The organism is Pullulanibacillus sp. KACC 23026 (assembly GCF_029094525.1).
Lineage (GTDB): Bacteria > Bacillota > Bacilli > Bacillales > Sporolactobacillaceae > KACC-23026.
In genome coordinates this window covers 4,041,850-4,062,165 of the sequence record NZ_CP119107.1, presented here as the reverse complement: position 1 = coordinate 4,062,165, position 20,316 = coordinate 4,041,850, and the positions used below count along the sequence as shown (strand labels likewise).

Sequence of the window (20,316 nt, the reverse complement as noted above, 5' to 3'; positions counted from 1 at the left end):
ATAGTGGGTGCTCCTTATGATAACAAGCGTTTTGAGCCAGGAGACCGTGCGCCAAATGACGGTGTTTATATGGAGGTTGGCGAAACAGGAAGTATGGTAGAAACGCCTACACAGATCCACATGAAAGCAGGACAAAAATTTCCTGATTGCGCTAACGAAAACAGGCAGTGGATGCATAAGCCGAAAAAATAATCATTTGGACGAGGTTAGTCCTTTAGGGTCTGTTTACCCACTTGAGGGGGCAGACCCTTTTTCTGTACGCACAGAAAGCGATCACTTGGGCCAGGACTTTTTGACAAGAACCCTCCCTTGACGGTTCTAAATGAGGAACGTTACCATGATTATATGAATGCTTAAATCATAATTTTAAAAAACTGCATAGAATACAGTATAACCCCGAGTAAGGAGGATTTCATGAGTCACTCCCATACGCATGACCATGACCATGATCATGATCATAGCGGACTTTTTCATACCCATGCTCCTGCAGGCAAAATGAAACAGGCCTTTTTCCTAGCGATGATTATTCTTGTAGCCGAATTAATTTTTGGCCTCATTTCAAACAGCTTGGCTTTGTTGGCGGACGCTTGGCATATGGCAACTGATGTGTTGGCAATTGGCCTTTCATGGTATGCGCTTGTTCAAGCGAAGAAGCCGGCTAATCGCTATATGACCTTTGGCTATGAGCGGGCGGGAATCCTTGCTGCCGCCGTTAATGGACTAACTTTGGTATTAATAACGATTTGGATTTTGTATTCAGCGGTGACGCGGTTAATGATTCCCAGTCCGTTCATGGGTTTGGGATGTTTATCGGTGCGGGTATTGGTTTAGTTGTTAATCTTATTATTATATTTGCTTTAAACGGTGAAAGCAGTAATCTCAATGTGAAGGCGACGCTTTTACATGTTATGGGGGATTTAGGAGCTTCTGCTGGGGTGATTGTGGCTGGAATCATTATTTATTTTACTGACTTTCAGTGGATTGACCCGCTTTTAAGCATTTTAATCGCCTTGCTGGTCGCTTATAGTGCTTGGAATATTATTAGGCAGAGCTTTCGGATTTTAATGGAAGCCACCCCAAAAGGCATACAGCTTGAAGAGATTGCTGAGAACATAAAAAGGATATCGGGAATCAAAGGAGTCCATGATTTGCATATTTGGACATTGACAGGCGATCGCCATTTTCTAACGTGTCATGTTGTATTAGATGAAGGGGTACCGATGAGTAAAAGTCCCCAGTTCATCAGTCAAATTAATAAGGCACTTAAAAATAATGGCATCCATCACTCAACGATTCAAATGGAAGACTGTCAAACCTCGCACCGTGATCACCTTATCTGTACCGACTTACATGATCATGACCACGACCATCATCATCATGAATCACATTAGCAGCACCTGTGTCTTGCTCGCAGGATGAAAGACCCAAAACCTAAGAATGTAGAAAGAGATCAAATCGCCGACGATTTGGTCTTTTATTTTACCAATTGCCAGTAAAATCGATACCCAGAAGATTTTTTTACTAAAGCAGGTAGTTGAGTCACCAGAATAAGCGGAGTTTTTCCGGTTAAACTGCTGGATAGAGCTCGCGTGCGGGAATATAAGCGGAGTTTTTCCTGTTAAGCAGGGCAAAACGACTCCGGTCAACGCTTTCCGGAGCCAATAGGCGGAAATTCTCCGTCTATTTAAGCTGTTTTCAGCGCTGTTTCCTAAATAAGAGAACTTTCTCCGCTTATTTATCAAAAGTCGGTGGTGGCGCTACCTAATGAACTTGTATAAGCCCTCAAGCTTTAGTCTGCCAATTATTAATCCGCCAAGTTATCGGAACCACGGCTTGCACAAAAAACACACCTTCTTTTTTAATAAGAAGGTGTGTTTTTTAAGGCGAAAATTGAAAGGAGGTTAGTTAATGAGAGCGTGGCGGTCATGGGATTGAGGCGGTTCCTCTAGCCATCCTTTTTCTGCAAGTAATTTGGCACCTTTTTGCCCGTATGAGTAAACGGTCTTAGCGACGCTTATTATTTTTATGGGAAGATCGGTTCTTAAGCTAAAAGCAGTCCCAAGTGCATTGCTTCCGAGGCCGAAGCTGCAAAACAGGCTCGTACAATACATCATGAGCTTATCGGAAAAAGGGGCTACTCTCGAATCCGTCACTTGTCCTGCCCAAGTGGTTGGGGGTTGGATATCCGATTCACTAAGAATAGTTGAAAAGTCTTGAATGATTTGCTTGGCAATGTTCTTCCCTTCTTCAAAAAAATTTCTTATGTCTTGCTCGCTTGCAACCTGAGCGAACCCAGTAATCATGTACATGCCAAAGATGTTGGACTCAATGGCGAAAAAGAGATGGGCAGTTTCCACTGAATTTAATGAACGCTTCTGATTGAGGGGATTAAGGCCGCTCATGTAACCTTTCCCCTTTGCAAACTCAACCGTTTTAGAGGGTGACATTCCTGGAGATTTGAGTATAATATCTTTTGCTTCCAAGTAATCCATACAGGCATTGTAAGTATCCTGGCTAAAAGTGGTTAGTCGAGTGAAGAGGTTGCGAATATCTTTTCTAAAACTCATGTTAAGATGAAGGGTATGTAGACCCATACCAATTTCTAAGAGCAATCGGAGAAACAAGATATCAAAATACTGGTCATACAAGCGCGGTGCTCCTACATTAACATCCTCTTCCGTATAACCGACAGGGACAACAGCTCCATAATTTTTGAACAGTTCCGCTATTTCACCAATAAACTTGCTTATTTGATTATGGGTGTGCTTCAGGAGCTTACCTGAGTTATGTTCATCACAGTTTTGTATGAGATATTCTAAAATTCTCTGAGTCATCGTTTGTTGCTGATAAGTCATCCACAATGTTCCATACTCACTGGATGTCAGGTCGTTCTGAATAGGCATTTAATCTCTCCTCCAAATTGAATACTAATAAAAATAGTATTGATCTTAAACAGGTGAAATATGTTCATTGCTGTAAATCCTATTGTTATAGCATCTAAATTCAAGCAGAGGGTTACATCTTTATAAGAGGTGTAGCTTTCTTCTGTCTTATAATGTGGTAAAATGGCTTTAATCTATAAATAATTAGGGCTAAGTTAGGAGTGAGCAACACCCATGAACCCAATTGCAAAGGGATTAAATGAGGCCATTCAAGCGGATCAGCCATCGGTCTATCAAATGCTCTCTGAATTAGGAAAAGCACTTTATTACCCAAAAGGTATTCTCAGTCAATCTAATGAAGCGAATCAAAAAGCAACGAAATTTAACGCCACCATTGGCATTGCTACAGAAGGCAATGAACCTATGCATTTCAAACATATACATAACAGCATGCCGGATTATGAGACCAAGGATTTGTTCCCTTATGCACCGCCTCAAGGGAAACCTGCGCTCAGACAAGTATGGAAGGAGAAGCTCTTAAGAGACAATCCATCCCTATCCAATAAGAAAATAGGGCTTCCCATTGTGACGAATGCCCTTACCCACGGACTAAGTCTTGCTGCTGACCTCTTTGTTGAAAAAGGGGATACGGTTATTCTTCCAGATAAAAATTGGGGGAATTACAATCTTATTTTTGGAATCAGAAGACAGGCAGAACTTAAGACCTTCCGATTGTTCAATGAAGAAGGTCGGTTTGATGCAGAAGCCTTTAGAAATACCATTTTATCGGTTAAAGAAAAAGGAAAGGTTGTCCTTCTTCTAAATTTCCCTAATAACCCAACAGGTTATACGCCGCACCCAGATGAAGCCAAAGCGATTGTAAGCACAATCGTTGAAATGGCTGAAGCAGGATTGGACATTGTGGCGATTATTGATGATGCGTATTTTGGTTTATTTTACGAGGATTCAATTAAGGAATCGCTATTTGGTATGCTCGCTAATGCTCATCCCCGTATTCTGCCGATTAAGGTGGACGGGGCTACTAAGGAGAATTATGTCTGGGGCTTCCGAGTGGGCTTTATCACGTACGCTTCTGAAAGCGAAGAGGTTCTCAATGCATTGGAGGCTAAGACAAAAGGGTTGATTCGAGGAACGATTTCAAGCGGTTCGCATCCTTCGCAGACGATCATTTTGCAGTCCTTGCAATCCGATGAATTTCAGATTGAAAAGCAGGAAAAGTTCGAAATTATGAAGCGCCGAGCTTTAAAAACGAAGGAAATTATTACCCAGCCAAAGTATAAAGAGGTGTGGACTTACTATCCATTCAATTCAGGTTATTTCATGTGTCTTAAGCTTGACGGGGTCGATGGTGAAGCAGTTCGTGTTCATTTATTAAACGAATATGGAGTGGGAACCGTTTCAATTAACTCAACAGATCTAAGAATTGCCTTCTCATGCGTGGAAGAAGAGGATTTAGAAGAGTTATTTGAGTTGATTGCTAAAGGGATACAAGATCTTAAATAAAGCCAATTCTTTCGGTCCAGGCCTGAGAGTTTGACTTCTTGAAGGACGCTGCCTTACCAAAAATGTCGATTTTTCAAAGGAGGGCATTATGGCCGAAGCCGTGAATAAGATGAAGGTGAATGATGTGTCCTTTTCTCTAAAAGAACCACATTCCTTCGACTGGTTAATGGACTTAGGAAAGGTCTTTACGGTCTTTGATCAGCAGGATTCGGGGAATCTCTCTTTTGGAGTCATGATAAAAGGGCAAAAAAAGTTTGTGAAGTATGCGGGGGCCAGCACGATACATTATTCGGGAGATCCCCAGGATGCGATCGATAAGTTAAAGGCGTCAAGGCATTTATATCACGCATTAGAACATCCTGCGTTAATCCAATTTGAATATGGCTTAGAGCTCCCAAATGGTTATGCCATGGTGTTTGATTGGTTTGAGGGGGAAGGTCTGCATAATCATTGGAGATACCCGCCGCCTTTAAAGGAGACCGATCCTGATTCCCCCTTTCGTCGATTTCGTGAACGGCCCATTCACAAACGGCTTTCCGCCTTTCAGCAAGTCTTGGCGTTTCACGTAGAGGTGGAGAAGCGAGGATTCGTTGCAGTTGATTTCTATGATGGAAGCCTTCTTTATAACTTTCAAGCAGATCAACTCAGAATTTGTGATATCGACGAGTACCGAAAGAAGCCTTTTATCAATGACATGGGCAGGTTATGGGGCTCGACACGGTTTATGTCGCCTGAAGAATTTACGTTAGGAGCCTCTATTGATTCTAGAACCAATGTGTTTAACATGGGAGCTTTAGCATTTGTTCTGCTTGGTGGAGGGTTGGACCGCTCTTATTCGAAATGGGAGGCAGGACCACGGCTGTTTGATATAGCACGCAAAGCGGTTGAAGAGGACCCTGGCATGAGATATCCATCCGTTGATGAACTAACAGCAGTTTGGGTTGAAGCAAGTACTGAATAGAACTGACATTAGAGAGAACACACGCCAACATTTTCAAGGATTGCGTGTGTTTTCTTCATTAAGCGCCCTGAGATTTGATGCGGCTGGGAAGCTTACAGGACGGGTTTATGCCTATTTTAAGATATAAAGTGGAGTCGTTAGGATGTTGATCCTTTCAATGACATTCAAGTGTGGGGGAGTAGACATGAGTTTTGAATTTCTAGAGGCGGATCGCATTAAAGGGGAAGAGATTGATTTATTGATTGATAACTATATGCCAGGCGATTTGGAAAAGGGGTGGGTCCCTGCTTACCGCTATCACATTGTCATAGCAGGAACGAATCAAATCATTGGGAAAATTGATCTAAGAATTGGTGAGCAAGAGAGCCTCTATTATGGGGGGCATATTGGCTATAGTGTTGACGAAGAGTATCGGGGACATCGTTATGCAGGAAAAGCATGCAGACTGTTAAAACCAATAGCACTTAAGCATGGGAAGAACCGCCTCTACATTACTTGTAATCCGACTAATTTGGCATCAAGAAAAACAATTGAGCGGGTGGGTGGTAAGTTTATAGAGACCGTTGATTTACCGCCTTATAACGATATGTATCAACGCGGAGAGCGAGAAATATCGATTTTTGAGTGGATATTAGATTGAATCAGGATGGAGAGTGTCGAAATTTCCCGGGTAATACACTTTGAAGGGAGACACTCATTCCTAACGCTGCATTTTTTCGACTTTTTTGAAGGGAAAGCTTGTTGGGCCCTTCTGCTAAAGGGATTAAGCAATAGATGGAGCAGGCGGTTTTTCGTCAGACAGTCTCCTTTTCCTTGCGCTTACGTTTAAGGAGTAAGACCAAGGCGCGAGCAGAAAAGCCAACAATAAGGTAATAGCCAAAGGAATAGTAAATGGACCAATTGATATAAATGACTAATTGTAAGTAAATACAAACGGGCTCACCTATAAACGCATACATTAAGCTTATGACTAACAAAGTCTTCCAATAAGTGCGCCACGATTGGCAGTATTGATAAATAAACATGAACATAACCGGGACAAGTGATAAATCAAAAGGGAGCGCACTTGGAATGACAGGTAAAAATTTGGTTGGATACCGCCAAAAATTAAACTGTGATCCGATGCTGTCGATAAAGAGTGTCAAAGCAATGGCATAACACCCGATAAAAGCGGATTCGAGGTAAAGTTCTTTTTTTCGGAGCAGCATCCAAATCACCCATGGGACAATTAAAAATAACAATAAAAGCCACCATCTTGCAGAAAACAAATCATGGTGCAGCCATTGATTAATTTCAAGATGGCTTTTTTCTTGTTCATATTGGCGTATTCTATGGACGAATTCTCTGTTGGTCATATGGGGACTTCCTTTATTCATAAACTGTTTAAGATAGGCTTAGTTTTTCTAAGACCTAAACGATTTATGTTAAAGAAAGGGACTGTATTAACAAAAAAGATCTGATTTAGTCCCCTCCTAGACAGTCCTTATAAAAAGGTCTGACTAAAGAAGGGAGATACAGATCTTCCAAGAATCAGCTGCCAGGTGTGACTAGATGGGCAAACTGATTGATTGTCGTTGTATATTTCACATAAATTCGAGGCAATAGGTAGTTCTCATCAGGTATCCAAAGTTTATGATAGAAACCTGGTAATGTTGTCAAACCGTAATTATAATAATGGGAGGCTTTTCTAATGACCTTCGCATTAAATAATCCGTAGGGATAAGCAATCGCGACAACGGGTTTGCCTGTTAGATTTTGGATGACTTGCTTGGATTTGCCTAACTCATAATCTAAATCCTTTGACCTTGCTAGATTAGGATGTGTGACGGTATGGGATTGGATCGAAAAGAAGGGCGATTTAGCCATTGACTGGATATCGGTTTGATTTAAATGGTTGTGTTTTCCTATATCACCGGAAATGACGAAGATCGTTGCTTTAGGCTCGAACTCATTCGATTTGACCTTATTAAAGATGGCCCACATTTTAGTATTGTCTTTATATCCATCGTCAAAGGTGATAAAGATAGGCTTTTTGACTAGGGAAGCCTTGCCCCAATCCTCAAAAGTCAAAGGGGTAAATCCATGCTGCTTTAAATAATTCATCTGAGCTTCAAAATTTTTAGGTGAAACATACAGAGCTTTCTCCCCGTGCCCCGGATAGGTACCCAGCAAGTGATAGACTAATATCGGGATGGGATGCCTGGAAAAGGGGGGCATGGAATGATTGAAGGAAAAAAGAAAGAAGCCGATGATCATGATCCTGAGTAACCATCTAACTGCCGTAATGGTCATCCTCCCCCTTTGTCGATAGTCTCTCTATTTGTAACCAAAAAAGCTAACCGATACTAATTATAATGGGATATGGATTAAAACTAAAGTCTATTTCACGAAAAAAATGAACACGCTTTCCTGTTTTCTCTAAGGAAAAAGAGATCAGTTATTGCTCAAGGTTCGTGAAAAGACAAAAAGACAGTATAGCCTAAGCTAACAAATTTAGCGAATTCATCGATTGTGACTCATTTCTAGATTAGAAGTGAACTTGTATTTCTCAAGAAATTAGACGAGCAGGAAGTGAGGAGATTTGGCAAATGAAAATAACTAAACTCGAGACCTATGTTGTACCACCCCGCTGGCTCTTTTTAAAGATAGAAACAGATGAAGGGATGACAGGATGGGGAGAACCTGTAATAGAGGGTAGAGTCGCAACCGTTGAAGCTGCTGTACGCGAGCTAAGTACATATTTAATTGATCAGGATCCCCTTCGTACTGAGGATCTATGGAATGTCATGTATCGAAGCGGCTTTTATCGCGGTGGTCCGATTCTCATGAGTGCGATCGCTGGTATTGACCAAGCTTTAAGGGATATTAAAGGCAAATATTATCATGCACCGGTCTATGAACTAATGGGTGGCGCCTGTCGTGACTCGATCCGTGTTTATTCATGGATTGGCGGTGACCGTCCGAGTGATGTAGGCAATTCGGCCAAAGAAGTTGTCGAGCAAGGATTTACAGCAATCAAAATGAATGCTACCGAAGAATTGCAGTATATTGATACCCATGAGAAAGTAGATCAAGTTCTAGAAAGAGTAGCAGCGATTCGCGAAGCGGTTGGAAACTATGTCGGAATTGGCATTGGCGTCATAAGGATGGCAGCATCGCGGAATGGTAAGCTATGTCCATCATTCTAAAGTATAAAAAATAACTAAATATTCTAACATCTGTCACATGCTTGTTCGCTCATTCATACACTAGTGGCAACATATATTAGATAAAAGGATATAAGGAGTGAGGCCGCTTGAAGTCCGATGAGTTGAAAAAGCTGGATGTCGCGATTGAGGAAATCACGGAGATTGCTGAGGGATTGGGCCTTGATTTTTATCCAATGAGGTATGAGATTTGCCCAGCTGAAGTTATTTATACATTTGGGGCCTATGGCATGCCGACCCGTTATTCACACTGGAGCTTTGGTAAAACCTATCATAAAATGAAGCTCCAATATGACCTCGGCATGAGTAAAATCTATGAGCTTGTCATTAATTCCAATCCTTGTTATGCCTTTCTACTGGATTCCAATAGTCTCATCCAAAATAAAATGATCGTTGCTCACGTACTTGCTCACTGTGATTTCTTTAAGAATAATGTTCGTTTCTCGAAAACGCGCCGAGATATGGTGGAAAGCATGGCGGCAACGGCAGAACGCATTAAAGCCTACGAGGAACGGTATGGGCGAGACGATGTCGAAGCCTTTATTGATGCCGTCTTATCGATTGAAGAACATGTGGATCCTACCCTGACAAGAGTCAGACGGGAAGAAGCGAAGGAGACGGATTCCTTGCGTTGGAAGCCCGCAAAGCCTCTTTCTGATTATGATGATCTTCTGAGACTCGACGCTAAGAAAGTATTGAAAAATCCTGAAACCAAAAAGAAATTCCCTGAAAAACCGGAAAAGGACTTGCTCTTATTTATAGAAGAGCATAGCCGTGAGTTGACCGACTGGCAGCGTGATATTCTCACTATGCTTCGTGAAGAAATGCTCTATTTCTGGCCGCAAATGGAAACCAAAATCATGAACGAAGGTTGGGCGTCCTACTGGCATGCGAGGATCATGCGGGAGATGGATCTTACAACGGAGGAAGCCATTGAATATGCCAAATTAAATGCCAGCGTCGTTCAGCCGTCACGCCGGCAGATTAATCCTTATTATTTAGGAATTAAAATCTTTGAAGATATCGAAGAGCGTTATGATAACCCGACGGAAGAGATGTTAAAACGCGGAGTAAAACCTGGATCTGGCCGAGAGAAAATCTTTGAAGTACGCGAAATTGAATCTGACCAATCCTTTATCCGAAATTATTTAACGAAGGAACTTGTCCAGCGTGAGGATCTCTTTTTATTTGAAAGAAAAGGGAATGAAGTAGTTGTTTCGAGCAAAGATTGGGAACAGGTTCGGGATGAACTGGTCGCGAGCCGTGTTAACGCCGGTTTCCCATACATTGAGGTAGAAGACGGGGATTATTTAAAAAATGGAGAGCTTTATTTAGCCCATCGCTATGAAGGTCAGGAGCTTGATATCAATTACTTGGAAAAGGTACTCATCCATGTTCACAAGCTTTGGGGCCGAACGGTTCATATTGAAACGATTATCGATGATAAAAAGACGCTCTTCTCGTGTGACGGGGCCAAGGTGCACCGGAAGCGGCTGGATTAAAAATATTATGATTAAGCAAGGATCAACAATGATTCTTGCTTTTCTTATGTGGTCATCATTTCCTCACTTTTGCAGTTATAATCCAGGACCGATTTCTTTTTTTATGCTGCTATGATTTTGAGGGTGTCCGACTGAAAAGTTGAACAATCCATTTGAGTGTTTAAGAGTAGATATTTTCGAAACCCTCTTTTCATTTTCTGAAATTAAGGTATACTGTAACTACAATTAAATAGCGAATAACTAGGGGAGTCCAATAAGCTGGGCTGAGAAAGAAACGCGATGAAGTTTCTTGACTCTTTGGACCTGATCTGGATCATGCCAGCGTAGGGAAGTTAGATGTTTTTAGAAATCAAAGTAGGTAACTTCTACATATTAGCTGGGTCCGTTTTATTTATGGACTCAGCTTTTTTCTTTGATTTTGACTACTCTGTATTGTCTGGGTCTCGTCTTTTAAAAATTTTAAAAGGGGAGATTTTTTTTATGTCACTAAATGAAAAAAGTATTTCGATTATGTCCCAGTTTCCAGGAAGTAAGAAGGTCTATGTAGAGGGCTCACGAACGGATATTAAGGTACCTATGCGGGAAATAGAATTAAGTCCTACAACAGGCAGCTTTGGAGAAGAAGAAAATGGGCCTGTCCGTGTTTATGATACAAGTGGGCCTTATACAGATCCTAATTATTCAATTGACATCAAAAAAGGCTTACCTCCAATTAGAAGCACTTGGATTAAGGAACGCGGAGATGTCGAGGAGTACTCGGGGCGCGATATCCTGCCTGAGGATAATGGGTATAGGGATGAAAAGGATCCAAGAGCAAACCATAACGTCTTTCCTGGATTAAAACGTGAGGTCCTCCGGGCAAAATCAGGAACAAATGTCACTCAACTTCATTATGCCAAAAAAGGAATCATTACTCCGGAAATGGAGTTTATAGCTATTCGCGAAAATATGACTCCTGATTTTGTTCGAGAAGAAGTGGCAAGAGGAAGGGCCATTATCCCTTCTAATATTAATCATCCAGAATCGGAGCCTATGATTATTGGTCGGAACTTCCATGTAAAGATTAACGCCAACATTGGAAACTCAGCTGTATCCTCTTCAATTTATGAGGAAGTCGAAAAAATGACATGGGCCACTCGCTGGGGTGCCGACACTATTATGGATCTTTCAACAGGCAAAAACATTCATACTACTAGAGAATGGATTATTCGTAATTCGGCTGTTCCGGTCGGGACTGTCCCTATTTATCAAGCTTTAGAAAAAGTAAAAGGGGTTGCTGAAGATCTGACTTGGGAAGTTTACCGTGATACGTTAATCGAACAAGCGGAACAGGGCGTTGATTACTTCACCATTCATGCAGGCGTGCTATTGCGGTATGTTCCGCTTACTGCCAATCGTGTAACGGGAATCGTCTCACGTGGAGGATCCATTATGGCTCAATGGTGTTTGTATCATCATCAGGAAAACTTTTTATATACTCATTTTGAAGAAATCTGTGACATTATGAAAACTTACGATATTTCATTTTCATTAGGTGACGGCTTACGTCCGGGTTCTATTGCAGATGCCAATGATGAAGCCCAATTTGCAGAACTTGAGACCCTTGGAGAGCTTACTCAAATCGCATGGGAACATGACGTTCAAGTTATGGTAGAAGGACCAGGACACGTGCCCATGCATCTTATTAAAGAAAATATGGATAAACAGCTGGAGGTTTGTAAAGAAGCCCCTTTTTACACACTTGGACCGCTTGCAACCGATATTGCCCCTGGGTATGACCATATCACCTCTGCAATCGGTGCCGCTATGATTGGCTGGTATGGAACGGCCATGCTTTGTTATGTGACACCTAAAGAGCATCTAGGGCTGCCTAATCGGGATGATGTTCGCGAAGGGGTGATCACCTATAAAATTGCGGCCCATGCTGCTGACTTAGCAAAGGGACATCCAGGTGCACAAAAAAGAGATGACGCCTTGTCTAAAGCCCGTTTTGAATTCAGATGGCGCGATCAATTTCATTTATCATTAGATCCTGAACGGGCGATCGACTATCATGATGAAACCTTGCCAGCTGAAGGAGCAAAAACAGCTCATTTTTGTTCCATGTGCGGTCCGAAATTTTGCAGTATGAGGATCTCACATGATATCCGCAAATTTGCAAAAGAAAAGAACCTAGATACACAGAAAGTCATTGAACAAGGGATGAGAGAAAAAGCTAATGAATTTAGGAGTTCTGGCGGAGGTATTTATCAATAAATCAGTTTGATGTTCCTTTTTGAAAATCACATATAACATATGCCCTCAAGGTTTGCCTATCATTACTCCAAATCTCACTTACCGTTCAACCATTTTTAGAGGCTATGGCCGTGCCCGCGGAGAGCAACGTATTTTTGACGAAGCGTTTCATAAATGACTTAACTTTTAAATGAAAAACCGAACCCATCACGTTAAAAGATGTGAATAAGTTCGGTTTTTTCTATTCGTAAACGGCTTCTGTCCCGGCCTCTTTTTAAAAACCATTTTTAGTAATGAATTCATTACTATCTATTCGAATTTAAAAGCCGAACAAAGTAAGAGGGATGTTCTACCGTACTTTGATAGCGTACTTTGATAGCGTTCAATTAAGCTATTCAAAACGGCAGGCTTTTTAATTGTATTAAGATTTTGATTTTAACTTGAAATTTAAATAGTAATACACTACAATTTGTAGTGGAGGACTAAACGAAATGACTATCAAAAATTTTAAATATGATAAGGTTGGATTAGACCGCTTTTTCGGCCCGCTCGAAGCTAAAATAATCGATTATCTATGGGAATCTGGTCAAGAACAGTCAATCAAGCAGGTTCAGCATTACTTAGAGAAGGATAAGCCGATTAGTTTTAATACGGTTATGACCGTTATGAAACGGTTAGTCGACAAGGGCATTCTTACAAAACGGACTGATGGAAGGGTTTCTTTATTCAAGCCCGTTCAGACAAAGGAAGCGTTTATTGAGGAACAATCGAAGCGGTTAACAGAGAATTTGCTGGACGAATTTGGTGGTGTTGTAATCAACCATATGTTAGATGTTATAACGGATGTTGATCAAAACTTATTAAATCAACTGGAACAAAAAATCAAACAATTAAAAAAGGACAAGTCATGATGTGGAAGAAAAAGTCAAAGATGATGTTTGGAACGGGCGTTTTCATCGCATTAATTGTATGGTGCCAAATAGCTGTTTATGGGATTCATCTTATTTTTGGCTTGAAATTTCAAGCGGATTTTTTTGACTTCTGTATTGGGCTATTTGAAAGGGATTCACCTTGCTATTTAATTGTTGTTTTCTTGTTAAATTCGATTATGGCCTACAGTATTCTCGTTTTAATAGTGGGAATGATTGAATATGCTATTCAATCAACTAGAATGCATGCTAAAATCGATTCCTTAAAGACTATAAAATGGACCAAAGCGGTTAGTGAGAAATATAAAGTTGTAGGTCAATCTATTGCCGTGATTAACGATGATAAAATGGTGGCCTTTACGATTGGACTCCGAACTCCGTTAATCGTATTGAGTACGGGTTTACTCAATTTGCTTGAAACTCAAGAGGTTGAGGCTGTCATCCTGCATGAAATGTCTCATAAAATCAATCATGATTCTTTAAAAATATTCATTTTACGCCTGATTGCACGGACATTGTGGTTTGTCCCCATGACCAAATTGCTGTATACCAATTTTAAGATTTTATGTGAACTCTCAGCAGATGAATATGCTATTAAAACAACAGGATCCGAATTAGGGTTAAGCACAGCATTACTTAAAATGATTAATAATTTTAAAAAGAGGAATCGATCCCTCATTTTTGTGCACTTCTCAAACGAAGCGGTTAATTATAGGCTGCAACATTTGATTAACCCCGATCAAAGCCTTCAGATAAGAATGGATCGCGAAACTGTTTTTGTTTCAGTTTTAGTGATTCTCTTCGGTATGGTTTTAGTGACAATTGCTTAGCTAGTCGCTAAAATTTTTTTAGCAACTGCACTACAATATGTAGTGTAGTAATTTTAACTTTCTAGTTGAGGAAGGACAAGCTTAAATATAGCTTTAAACTATTTTCTTAAAAGAGGTGAAAAAATGGCTTTAAAGAAAAAGGTAAAAAAGAAAAGCGGTTTCTCGATTTGGATTTTCTATGGGACAATCGGAATCATTGCCATTTGTACGGTTGTGTTAATTATTATTGGTCATTCGCAATCTAGTAAGGTAGCGGGTGCCGTTACGTTCAATTATAACGATGAGCCCTATTTAGGGAAGAAAGGGGCACCTGTCAAGATTGTTGAATTCGGGGATTATAAATGCCCAATCTGTAAGAACTTCAATGACGCAACCTTTCCAGCGATCGATCAGGATCTTATACAAACAGGAAAAGCGACTTTTTATTTTATGAATGATCCATTTATAAATAAAGATTCCACTCGGGCTGCTCTGTTTGCAGAAACGGTCTATAACGAGTTGGGAAATAAATTATTCTGGAAATTCCATGATTTATTGTATTCGAAACAGCCCGCTGATTCTAAGTATGAACAAATTGATCTTTATTCGGAGTCATTTTTAGAAAAGACGTTAAGTGAGATAACGAGTCCAACCAATGTAAATAAAGTCGTTCAGGCATTTAAAACAAATAAGTTTAAGAGTGCCCTTGATAAGGACACCGCTTATGTCAACCAATTATCGATTCAAGGGACGCCAACCTTCTTTGTAAATGGGAAAGAATTCACAGGCAATTCTTATCAGGAGCTTGTCGATCAGGTCGATCAATTAGCTAAATAAGTCAATTCTTGATGAAGGGACTATCACCTATATTTTTTAGGATCCAAAAACAGTTAATCATAAAGGAGTTGTTATAAGTATGCATAAGGATTTGTTTAATTTATTCGGCTATGTGGTTCAAACGCATGCCGTGATTTCCCTTCTCGCTATTATATTAGGGTATGGTGTAGCCTTAGCCTTAACTAAAAATACGATTTTTTATAATCATTTAAAGGCATTTATTCTTTATGGAGTTATTGGTGCCATTATAGGAGCACGAATTTGGCATGTTTTCATCTTTCAATGGCCTACATACTCTCGGCATCCGATTCAGATTTTTGAAGTTTGGAATGGTGGTATTTCTATTGAGGGGGCGGTTGCCGGCGGGATTGTCTCACTAATTATTTATTCTAAGTATCACAGAATAAGCTTTTTACAATTTGCAGACTATCTTTCACCGGCTATGATCCTGGCCCAAGGGATTGGAAGAATAGCTTGCTTTATGAATGGCGATGCTTTTGGTAAACCGACTGGTGGGAATTTTGGTCTTGTTTATCCAAAGGGCACCATTGCCTATGACTATTACGGAAGTCAGCCTCTTTGGCCAGCTGAGGTTTGGGAATCTCAAGGGGATATGATTCTCTTTTGTGTTCTTTTTATGATCTCGAAATTTTATGGCAACCGTTTGGGAAAAGGCTGGCTCTTTTCCATTTATGTCGCCGCCTACTTCGTCGAGCGTTTTATCCTCGAGTTCTTTCGTGGGGATTCTCCGCGATACGGCAAGTTTACAGGTGGCCAGTGGTCAGCCATTGGAATTGTTGCACTAGATTTAATCTTTATGATCTATTTAATCGTTCGCGATAGACGCCTTAAAGTAAACTTCAAATAAAACGTCCTGCTTAAGTTGATAAATAGGAAATGATTAGGCCTCCCCTGCAGGCTTAGTCATTTTTTTGCAGTACATGAGTAGAAAAAATACCCCTGATACGTATCCACTGAATAAACGCCGTGTTTTATGTCCCTTTTTGCGTAAACTTTAATTGTTAAGTCTTTTAGGAGGCTTAAGAAGAGCGTAATATAAAGGTGAAATCTAGGACTTGCTGCGTGATACCCCTCGGGAGTTTTTACCCCTACCCCCTATTTTATCTTAATGAAATTCGATCGTTTTTCAGTAACAGGTTCAATTATTTGACATATACCATATAGGGGTATAATATAAAATTAGATAAGAGGTGAGCAAATGGTAAATGAACCTAATGAGATATTACCAATAGATACTGGGAGAAAGCCTGCCGTTCCACGGACAGATATGGAAAAGGATAAATTAATAAATCGGTTAAAGCGCGTGGAAGGACAAGTGAGAGGTCTTCAAAAAATGATTGAAGAGGACCGTTATTGTATTGATGTTCTTGTCCAAATTTCTGCCATACAAGCTGCTCTTAAAAAAGTAGGGTTTAATCTCATGGAGCGTCATACTAAGTCATGTGTTACTAAAGCTATACAAGAAGGGCATGGGGATCATCACATTGACGAATTGATGAAAGTGATTCAACAATTCTCAAAATAGTGGGTTTGCGTCTGGTTTGGAGGTGAGAGAGCAATGACGGTGAAAGAAAGAGAATTATCATTAGCGATAACAGGCATGACCTGTGCGGCCTGTTCAACCCGTATTGAAAAAGTATTAAACAAAATAGATGGAGTCGATGCCAATGTTAATTTGGCGTTAGAAAATGCGAAAGTCCATATTCATGATGATCAAGTGACGACAGAAGAGATTGTGACTCGTATAAGGAAGCTAGGCTATGATGTTCAAGAAGAGAAACAGGAATTTGATATACGTGGTATGACATGTGCCGCTTGCAGCACGCGAATAGAAAAAATGTTAAATAAAATGCCTGGTGTGGATAAAGCTACGATTAACTTAGCTACCGAATCAGGGACAGTCGAGTTTTTATCAGGGGTAGTAACCGCTCAGGACATCGTTGAGCGTGTCAAGAAATTGGGCTACGAAGCGATTCCGAAAAATGAGAACCAATCACAAGAAGATTATAAGGAAAAGGAATATAAACAAAAACGGACGAAATTTATTGTTTCTGCGGTTATAGCCTTGCCTTTTATTTATATGATGATTGGTCATGCGGGCATCCTGCCTGTTCCAGGATTCGTTGAAAATAAGTGGTTTCAACTGATCCTCGCAACCTTCGTTGAATTTTATATTGGCGGTCCATTCTTTGTAGGGGCTTACCGTGCCCTAGCCAATAAGAGTGCCAATATGGATGTGCTGGTTGCTTTGGGGACGGCATCCGCCTATTTTTACAGTCTATATGGAGTCATTCGGTCACTGGTACAGCCAGGATATAAGCCGGAGTTCTATTTCGAAACAAGCGTGTTGATCATTACCCTGATCCTTCTAGGTAAATTGTTTGAAGCAAGAGCTAAGGGCCGAACAACGGTTGCGATCAAATCCTTACTCAATCTTCAAGCGAAAGAGGCTACTCTGATCAAAGATGGCGAGCAGGTCAAAATTCCTGTTGAAAATGTACAAGTCGGGGATGTTCTTCTTGTGCGTCCAGGTGAGAAAATCCCTGTGGACGGTTCAATTATAGAAGGTAAGTCAACTGTCGATGAATCTATGATTACAGGTGAATCACTCCCGGTTTCCAAGCAAGTCGGCGATGAAGTCATTGGAGCTACTCTTAATAAAAATGGGACATTGACCATGAAGGCTGAGAAAGTCGGCAAGGATACTGCTTTAGCAGGTATTGTTAAGATTGTGAAAGAAGCCCAGGGGTCTAAAGCCCCTATTCAGCGATTAGCGGATGTGATTTCGGGCATTTTCGTTCCAATTGTAGTTGGGATTGCGATTTTGACCTTTATTGTTTGGATTGCCTTTGTCACACCAGGAAATTTACCTCATGCTCTTGATGCGGCTATTGCGGTTCTAGTGATTGCTTGTCCATGTTCATTAGGGCTTGCGACACCGACCTCCATCATGGTGGGGACAGGTAAAGGCGCTGAGTCGGGTATTCTATATAAAGGCGGGGAATATCTCGAAACCACTCATTATCTCAATGCTATTCTACTTGATAAAACCGGGACGATTACAAAAGGAAAACCTGAAGTGACCGATTTCATCAACCTTGGTGAGGATTCCGACGAAGCACTGCTTGCCAAAATTGTGGCAGCGGAAGAATCTTCGGAACACCCATTAGCCCAAGCCATCGTGGAGTATGGAAAAGAAAAAGGGGTTCTATCGGTTAGTGTCTCTGAATTTGAAGCGATACCTGGACATGGTATTTTTGCAAAAGTTGATGACGTGCCACTCTATATCGGAACACGCAAACTGATGAGCCGTGAAAACATTTCGATGGATGATCATGAGCAAACGATGTCTAAACTTGAACAAGATGGTAAGACAGCGATGCTCGTGGCATATAATGGGCAATTGCAAGGGATTATTGCTGTTGCTGACACGGTAAAAGAGACTTCGAAACAGGCAATCAGTGATTTAAAGGCATTAGGCCTAGATGTCTATATGATCACGGGTGACAACAAGCGAACAGCGGAAGCGATCGCGCGACTTGTCGGGATTGATCATGTATTTGCGGAGGTTCTTCCTGAAGAAAAGGCATCTAAAGTGAAAGAACTTCAAGCTCAAGGGATGAAAGTGGGCATGGTCGGTGACGGCATTAATGATGCGCCAGCCCTTGCCGCAGCTGATATCGGGATGGCTGTCGGGTCTGGTACAGATGTCGCTATTGAAACAGCGGATGTCACATTAATCGGCGGCGGCTTAGAACATGTTGTCAAAGCTATTGACTTAAGCGGTAAGACGATGAAAAACATTCGCCAAAACTTGTTTTGGGCATTGTTTTACAATTCGATTGGGGTGCCAATTGCTGCGCTTGGACTGCTGGCACCATGGGTAGCAGGAGCAGCAATGGCGTTTAGCTCCGTATCGGTTGTCACCAATGCGTTGCGCTTAAAACGCGTTAAAATTTAATTAAAGTGAGGGGATTCATTTTATGCAAACTATTACACTAGATGTCAAAGGGATGACTTGCGGTCATTGCAAAATGGCGGTAAACGGTGCACTTACGGATTTGGATGGCGTTCAAAAGGTGGACGTTAATCTCGAAACAGGTAAGGTTAGTGTCGAGTTTGATTCAAGCAAAGTGAGCTTGGAACAAATGAAAGAGGCTGTTGAAGATCAAGGTTACGATGTTGCTTAACATATAAAAAGAGAGGAAGCCTATTTTCTATAGGCTTCCTCTTTCAGAGACTATCGACAATACCCTAAAACAGGGGAGTTGATGGTCTTTTTTTATTCTTCTCCAATAATCTTCACTTCGGTTTCTAAATTCACATTAAATTTTTCTTTTACGACGTGTTGAACGTGGTGAATCAATTGGACATAATCAGTGGCTGTCCCATTACCAACATTAACCATAAAACCTGCGTGTTTGGTCGAGACTTGAACACCGCCAATTTGCACCCCTTGTAAGCCACTGTCTTGAATCAATTTACCTGCAAAAAAACCGGGAGGACGCTTAAACACACTTCCGCAAGACGGATATTCAAGCGGTTGTTTGCTTTCACGCAGAAACGTTAATTCATCCATCTTTTCTTTAATTGCTGCCGGATTACCCAAATTCAAACGAAAGCTTGCTTCCAAAACGAGATATTCTTTTTCTGGGATGATGCTATGGCGATAAGAAAATTTTAATTCCTCATTGGTTAGTCGTAAAAGGTCGCCCTCTTTTGTCACAACTAATGCATCATCCAAAACATCTTTCACTTCTCCGCCGTAAGCCCCTGCGTTCATATAGACGGCACCGCCTACAGTTCCAGGAATGCCGCACGCAAATTCTAAGCCAGTTAAGGATTCTTCGTAAGCTATGCGTGAGACATCGATAATTTTGGCTCCACTTTGAGCAATGAGATGGTTCCCTCTCCTGGAAACATCGTTCATGGCTGTTAAATTGATGACGAGCCCACGAATGCCTCCGTCACGAATGATGACATTAGAGCCGTTTCCTAAAATGGTCACAGGTATACTAGTGTGTTGAGCGAAACGAATGACTTGTTGGACTTCTTCGTAAGTTATAGGTAACACTAAACAGTCGGCATTTCCGCCTGTTTTAGTAAACGTGTAGTTCTTAAGCGGTTCATTTATTTTCACTCGATTGGCATCGATCCTGTCTTTTAATTCCAAATAAAAGTCATTCATCTTTTTCCCTCATTTTCTAACAGTCTATAGTCGTATTATCTCATATTTATTATAAAGGTAAAAAGCGAACTCAAGAAGATGAGTTCGTTTTTTACCTAGTATATTATTATGAATCGTTTATTTAATTTGATTACGTTAAGCAAAGACGTTTTAATGATTTCTTCGCCAAATAGATGCTTTTCATGTAATTGAATTCTCTTCAAATGTTCGATCCCATCCTTT

The 20,316-nt window shown here is 40.8% G+C and carries 17 protein-coding genes, 2 pseudogenes and 1 riboswitch; of the genes and pseudogenes, 15 read left to right on the top strand and 4 right to left on the bottom strand.

What is annotated here, in order from left to right; all coding sequences use genetic code 11:
• The first annotated feature begins 3 nt into the window (after positions 1–3).
• Positions 4–192, top strand: a complete 189-nt coding sequence (locus tag PU629_RS18825; protein WP_275281566.1) for a YjzC family protein — start codon at positions 4–6, stop codon at positions 190–192.
• 222 nt (positions 193–414) lie between these two features.
• Positions 415–1,391 (top strand): annotated as a pseudogene (locus PU629_RS22645) (cation diffusion facilitator family transporter).
• A gap of 510 nt (positions 1,392–1,901) precedes the next feature.
• Here PU629_RS22645 and PU629_RS18810 read toward each other — a convergent pair.
• Entirely contained in the window at positions 1,902–2,903 is a 1,002-nt protein-coding gene (locus PU629_RS18810; RefSeq protein WP_275281563.1) for a DUF3231 family protein, read from the bottom strand.
• 213 nt (positions 2,904–3,116) lie between these two features.
• Between PU629_RS18810 and PU629_RS18805 the strand changes: the two genes are divergently transcribed.
• The 3 genes from PU629_RS18805 to PU629_RS18795 all read left to right on the top strand — a co-directional run bounded on the left by PU629_RS18805 (position 3,117) and on the right by PU629_RS18795 (position 6,007).
• Complete coding sequence (locus PU629_RS18805; RefSeq protein WP_275281562.1) at positions 3,117–4,406, top strand: aminotransferase class I/II-fold pyridoxal phosphate-dependent enzyme; 1,290 nt, start codon at positions 3,117–3,119, stop codon at positions 4,404–4,406.
• An 88-nt stretch (positions 4,407–4,494) separates the two neighbouring features.
• Positions 4,495–5,367, top strand: a complete 873-nt coding sequence (locus tag PU629_RS18800) for a serine/threonine protein kinase (protein WP_275281561.1) — start codon at positions 4,495–4,497, stop codon at positions 5,365–5,367.
• A gap of 184 nt (positions 5,368–5,551) precedes the next feature.
• On the top strand, positions 5,552–6,007 hold the full coding sequence (locus PU629_RS18795; protein WP_275281560.1) for a GNAT family N-acetyltransferase: 456 nt from the start codon (positions 5,552–5,554) through the stop codon (positions 6,005–6,007).
• A gap of 154 nt (positions 6,008–6,161) precedes the next feature.
• On the opposite strand, the gene PU629_RS18790 is transcribed toward PU629_RS18795, so the two are convergent.
• Complete coding sequence (locus PU629_RS18790) at positions 6,162–6,722, bottom strand: CBO0543 family protein (protein ID WP_275281559.1); 561 nt, start codon at positions 6,720–6,722, stop codon at positions 6,162–6,164.
• Between the two features lie 175 nt (positions 6,723–6,897).
• A complete protein-coding gene (locus PU629_RS18785; protein ID WP_275281557.1) occupies positions 6,898–7,659 on the bottom strand; it encodes a polysaccharide deacetylase family protein in 762 nt (253 codons plus the stop codon).
• 296 nt (positions 7,660–7,955) lie between these two features.
• Between PU629_RS18785 and dgoD the strand changes: the two are divergent.
• From dgoD to copZ, 10 genes and pseudogenes are all read left to right on the top strand, one after another.
• Positions 7,956–8,501, top strand: a pseudogene (gene dgoD, locus PU629_RS18780) (galactonate dehydratase); the annotation flags it as partial.
• A gap of 161 nt (positions 8,502–8,662) precedes the next feature.
• A complete protein-coding gene (locus PU629_RS18775; RefSeq protein WP_275281556.1) occupies positions 8,663–10,075 on the top strand; it encodes a SpoVR family protein in 1,413 nt (470 codons plus the stop codon).
• Positions 10,076–10,307: 232 nt separating this feature from the next.
• Positions 10,308–10,422: riboswitch (TPP riboswitch) on the top strand.
• A gap of 133 nt (positions 10,423–10,555) precedes the next feature.
• Positions 10,556–12,331 (top strand): phosphomethylpyrimidine synthase ThiC, encoded by a 1,776-nt coding sequence (gene thiC / locus PU629_RS18770; RefSeq protein ID WP_275281555.1) that lies wholly within the window; start codon positions 10,556–10,558, stop codon positions 12,329–12,331.
• Between the two features lie 470 nt (positions 12,332–12,801).
• Positions 12,802–13,221 (top strand): BlaI/MecI/CopY family transcriptional regulator, encoded by a 420-nt coding sequence (locus tag PU629_RS18765; RefSeq protein WP_275281554.1) that lies wholly within the window; start codon positions 12,802–12,804, stop codon positions 13,219–13,221.
• Positions 13,218–14,069: a M56 family metallopeptidase gene (locus PU629_RS18760; RefSeq protein WP_275281553.1), complete on the top strand. Its 852-nt coding sequence runs from the start codon at positions 13,218–13,220 to the stop codon at positions 14,067–14,069. Before PU629_RS18765 ends, PU629_RS18760 begins: the two co-directional genes overlap by 4 nt.
• 123 nt (positions 14,070–14,192) lie before the next feature.
• Entirely contained in the window at positions 14,193–14,885 is a 693-nt protein-coding gene (locus tag PU629_RS18755; RefSeq protein WP_275281552.1) for a DsbA family protein, read from the top strand.
• 79 nt (positions 14,886–14,964) lie between these two features.
• Positions 14,965–15,753: a prolipoprotein diacylglyceryl transferase gene (gene lgt / locus PU629_RS18750; protein ID WP_275281551.1), complete on the top strand. Its 789-nt coding sequence runs from the start codon at positions 14,965–14,967 to the stop codon at positions 15,751–15,753.
• A 351-nt stretch (positions 15,754–16,104) separates the two neighbouring features.
• Positions 16,105–16,431, top strand: coding sequence for a metal-sensing transcriptional repressor (locus PU629_RS18745; RefSeq protein ID WP_275281550.1), 327 nt, complete (start codon positions 16,105–16,107; stop codon positions 16,429–16,431).
• Between the two features lie 33 nt (positions 16,432–16,464).
• Positions 16,465–18,867 (top strand): heavy metal translocating P-type ATPase, encoded by a 2,403-nt coding sequence (locus PU629_RS18740; protein ID WP_275281549.1) that lies wholly within the window; start codon positions 16,465–16,467, stop codon positions 18,865–18,867.
• Between the two features lie 22 nt (positions 18,868–18,889).
• Complete coding sequence (gene copZ / locus PU629_RS18735) at positions 18,890–19,096, top strand: copper chaperone CopZ (protein ID WP_275281548.1); 207 nt, start codon at positions 18,890–18,892, stop codon at positions 19,094–19,096.
• A gap of 92 nt (positions 19,097–19,188) precedes the next feature.
• Here copZ and murB read toward each other — a convergent pair whose 3' ends face one another.
• Entirely contained in the window at positions 19,189–20,094 is a 906-nt protein-coding gene (gene murB / locus PU629_RS18730) for a UDP-N-acetylmuramate dehydrogenase (protein ID WP_275281547.1), read from the bottom strand.
• Between the last annotated feature and the right edge of the window lie 222 nt (positions 20,095–20,316).

Bases quoted from the DNA above. Each gene is read 5' to 3' on its own strand.
- murB (WP_275281547.1), bottom strand. From the start codon at position 20,094: ATGAATGACTTTTATTTGGAATTAAAAGACAGGATCGATGCCAATCGA.
- PU629_RS18745 (WP_275281550.1), top strand. From the start codon at position 16,105: ATGGTAAATGAACCTAATGAGATATTACCAATAGATACTGGGAGAAAG.
- copZ (WP_275281548.1), top strand. From the start codon at position 18,890: ATGCAAACTATTACACTAGATGTCAAAGGGATGACTTGCGGTCATTGC.
- PU629_RS18785 (WP_275281557.1), bottom strand. From the start codon at position 7,659: ATGACCATTACGGCAGTTAGATGGTTACTCAGGATCATGATCATCGGC.
- PU629_RS18760 (WP_275281553.1), top strand. From the start codon at position 13,218: ATGATGTGGAAGAAAAAGTCAAAGATGATGTTTGGAACGGGCGTTTTC.
- PU629_RS18795 (WP_275281560.1), top strand. From the start codon at position 5,552: ATGAGTTTTGAATTTCTAGAGGCGGATCGCATTAAAGGGGAAGAGATT.
- thiC (WP_275281555.1), top strand. From the start codon at position 10,556: ATGTCACTAAATGAAAAAAGTATTTCGATTATGTCCCAGTTTCCAGGA.
- PU629_RS18740 (WP_275281549.1), top strand. From the start codon at position 16,465: ATGACGGTGAAAGAAAGAGAATTATCATTAGCGATAACAGGCATGACC.
- PU629_RS18790 (WP_275281559.1), bottom strand. From the start codon at position 6,722: ATGACCAACAGAGAATTCGTCCATAGAATACGCCAATATGAACAAGAA.
- lgt (WP_275281551.1), top strand. From the start codon at position 14,965: ATGCATAAGGATTTGTTTAATTTATTCGGCTATGTGGTTCAAACGCAT.
- PU629_RS18765 (WP_275281554.1), top strand. From the start codon at position 12,802: ATGACTATCAAAAATTTTAAATATGATAAGGTTGGATTAGACCGCTTT.
- PU629_RS18810 (WP_275281563.1), bottom strand. From the start codon at position 2,903: ATGCCTATTCAGAACGACCTGACATCCAGTGAGTATGGAACATTGTGG.
- PU629_RS18800 (WP_275281561.1), top strand. From the start codon at position 4,495: ATGGCCGAAGCCGTGAATAAGATGAAGGTGAATGATGTGTCCTTTTCT.
- PU629_RS18805 (WP_275281562.1), top strand. From the start codon at position 3,117: ATGAACCCAATTGCAAAGGGATTAAATGAGGCCATTCAAGCGGATCAG.
- PU629_RS18755 (WP_275281552.1), top strand. From the start codon at position 14,193: ATGGCTTTAAAGAAAAAGGTAAAAAAGAAAAGCGGTTTCTCGATTTGG.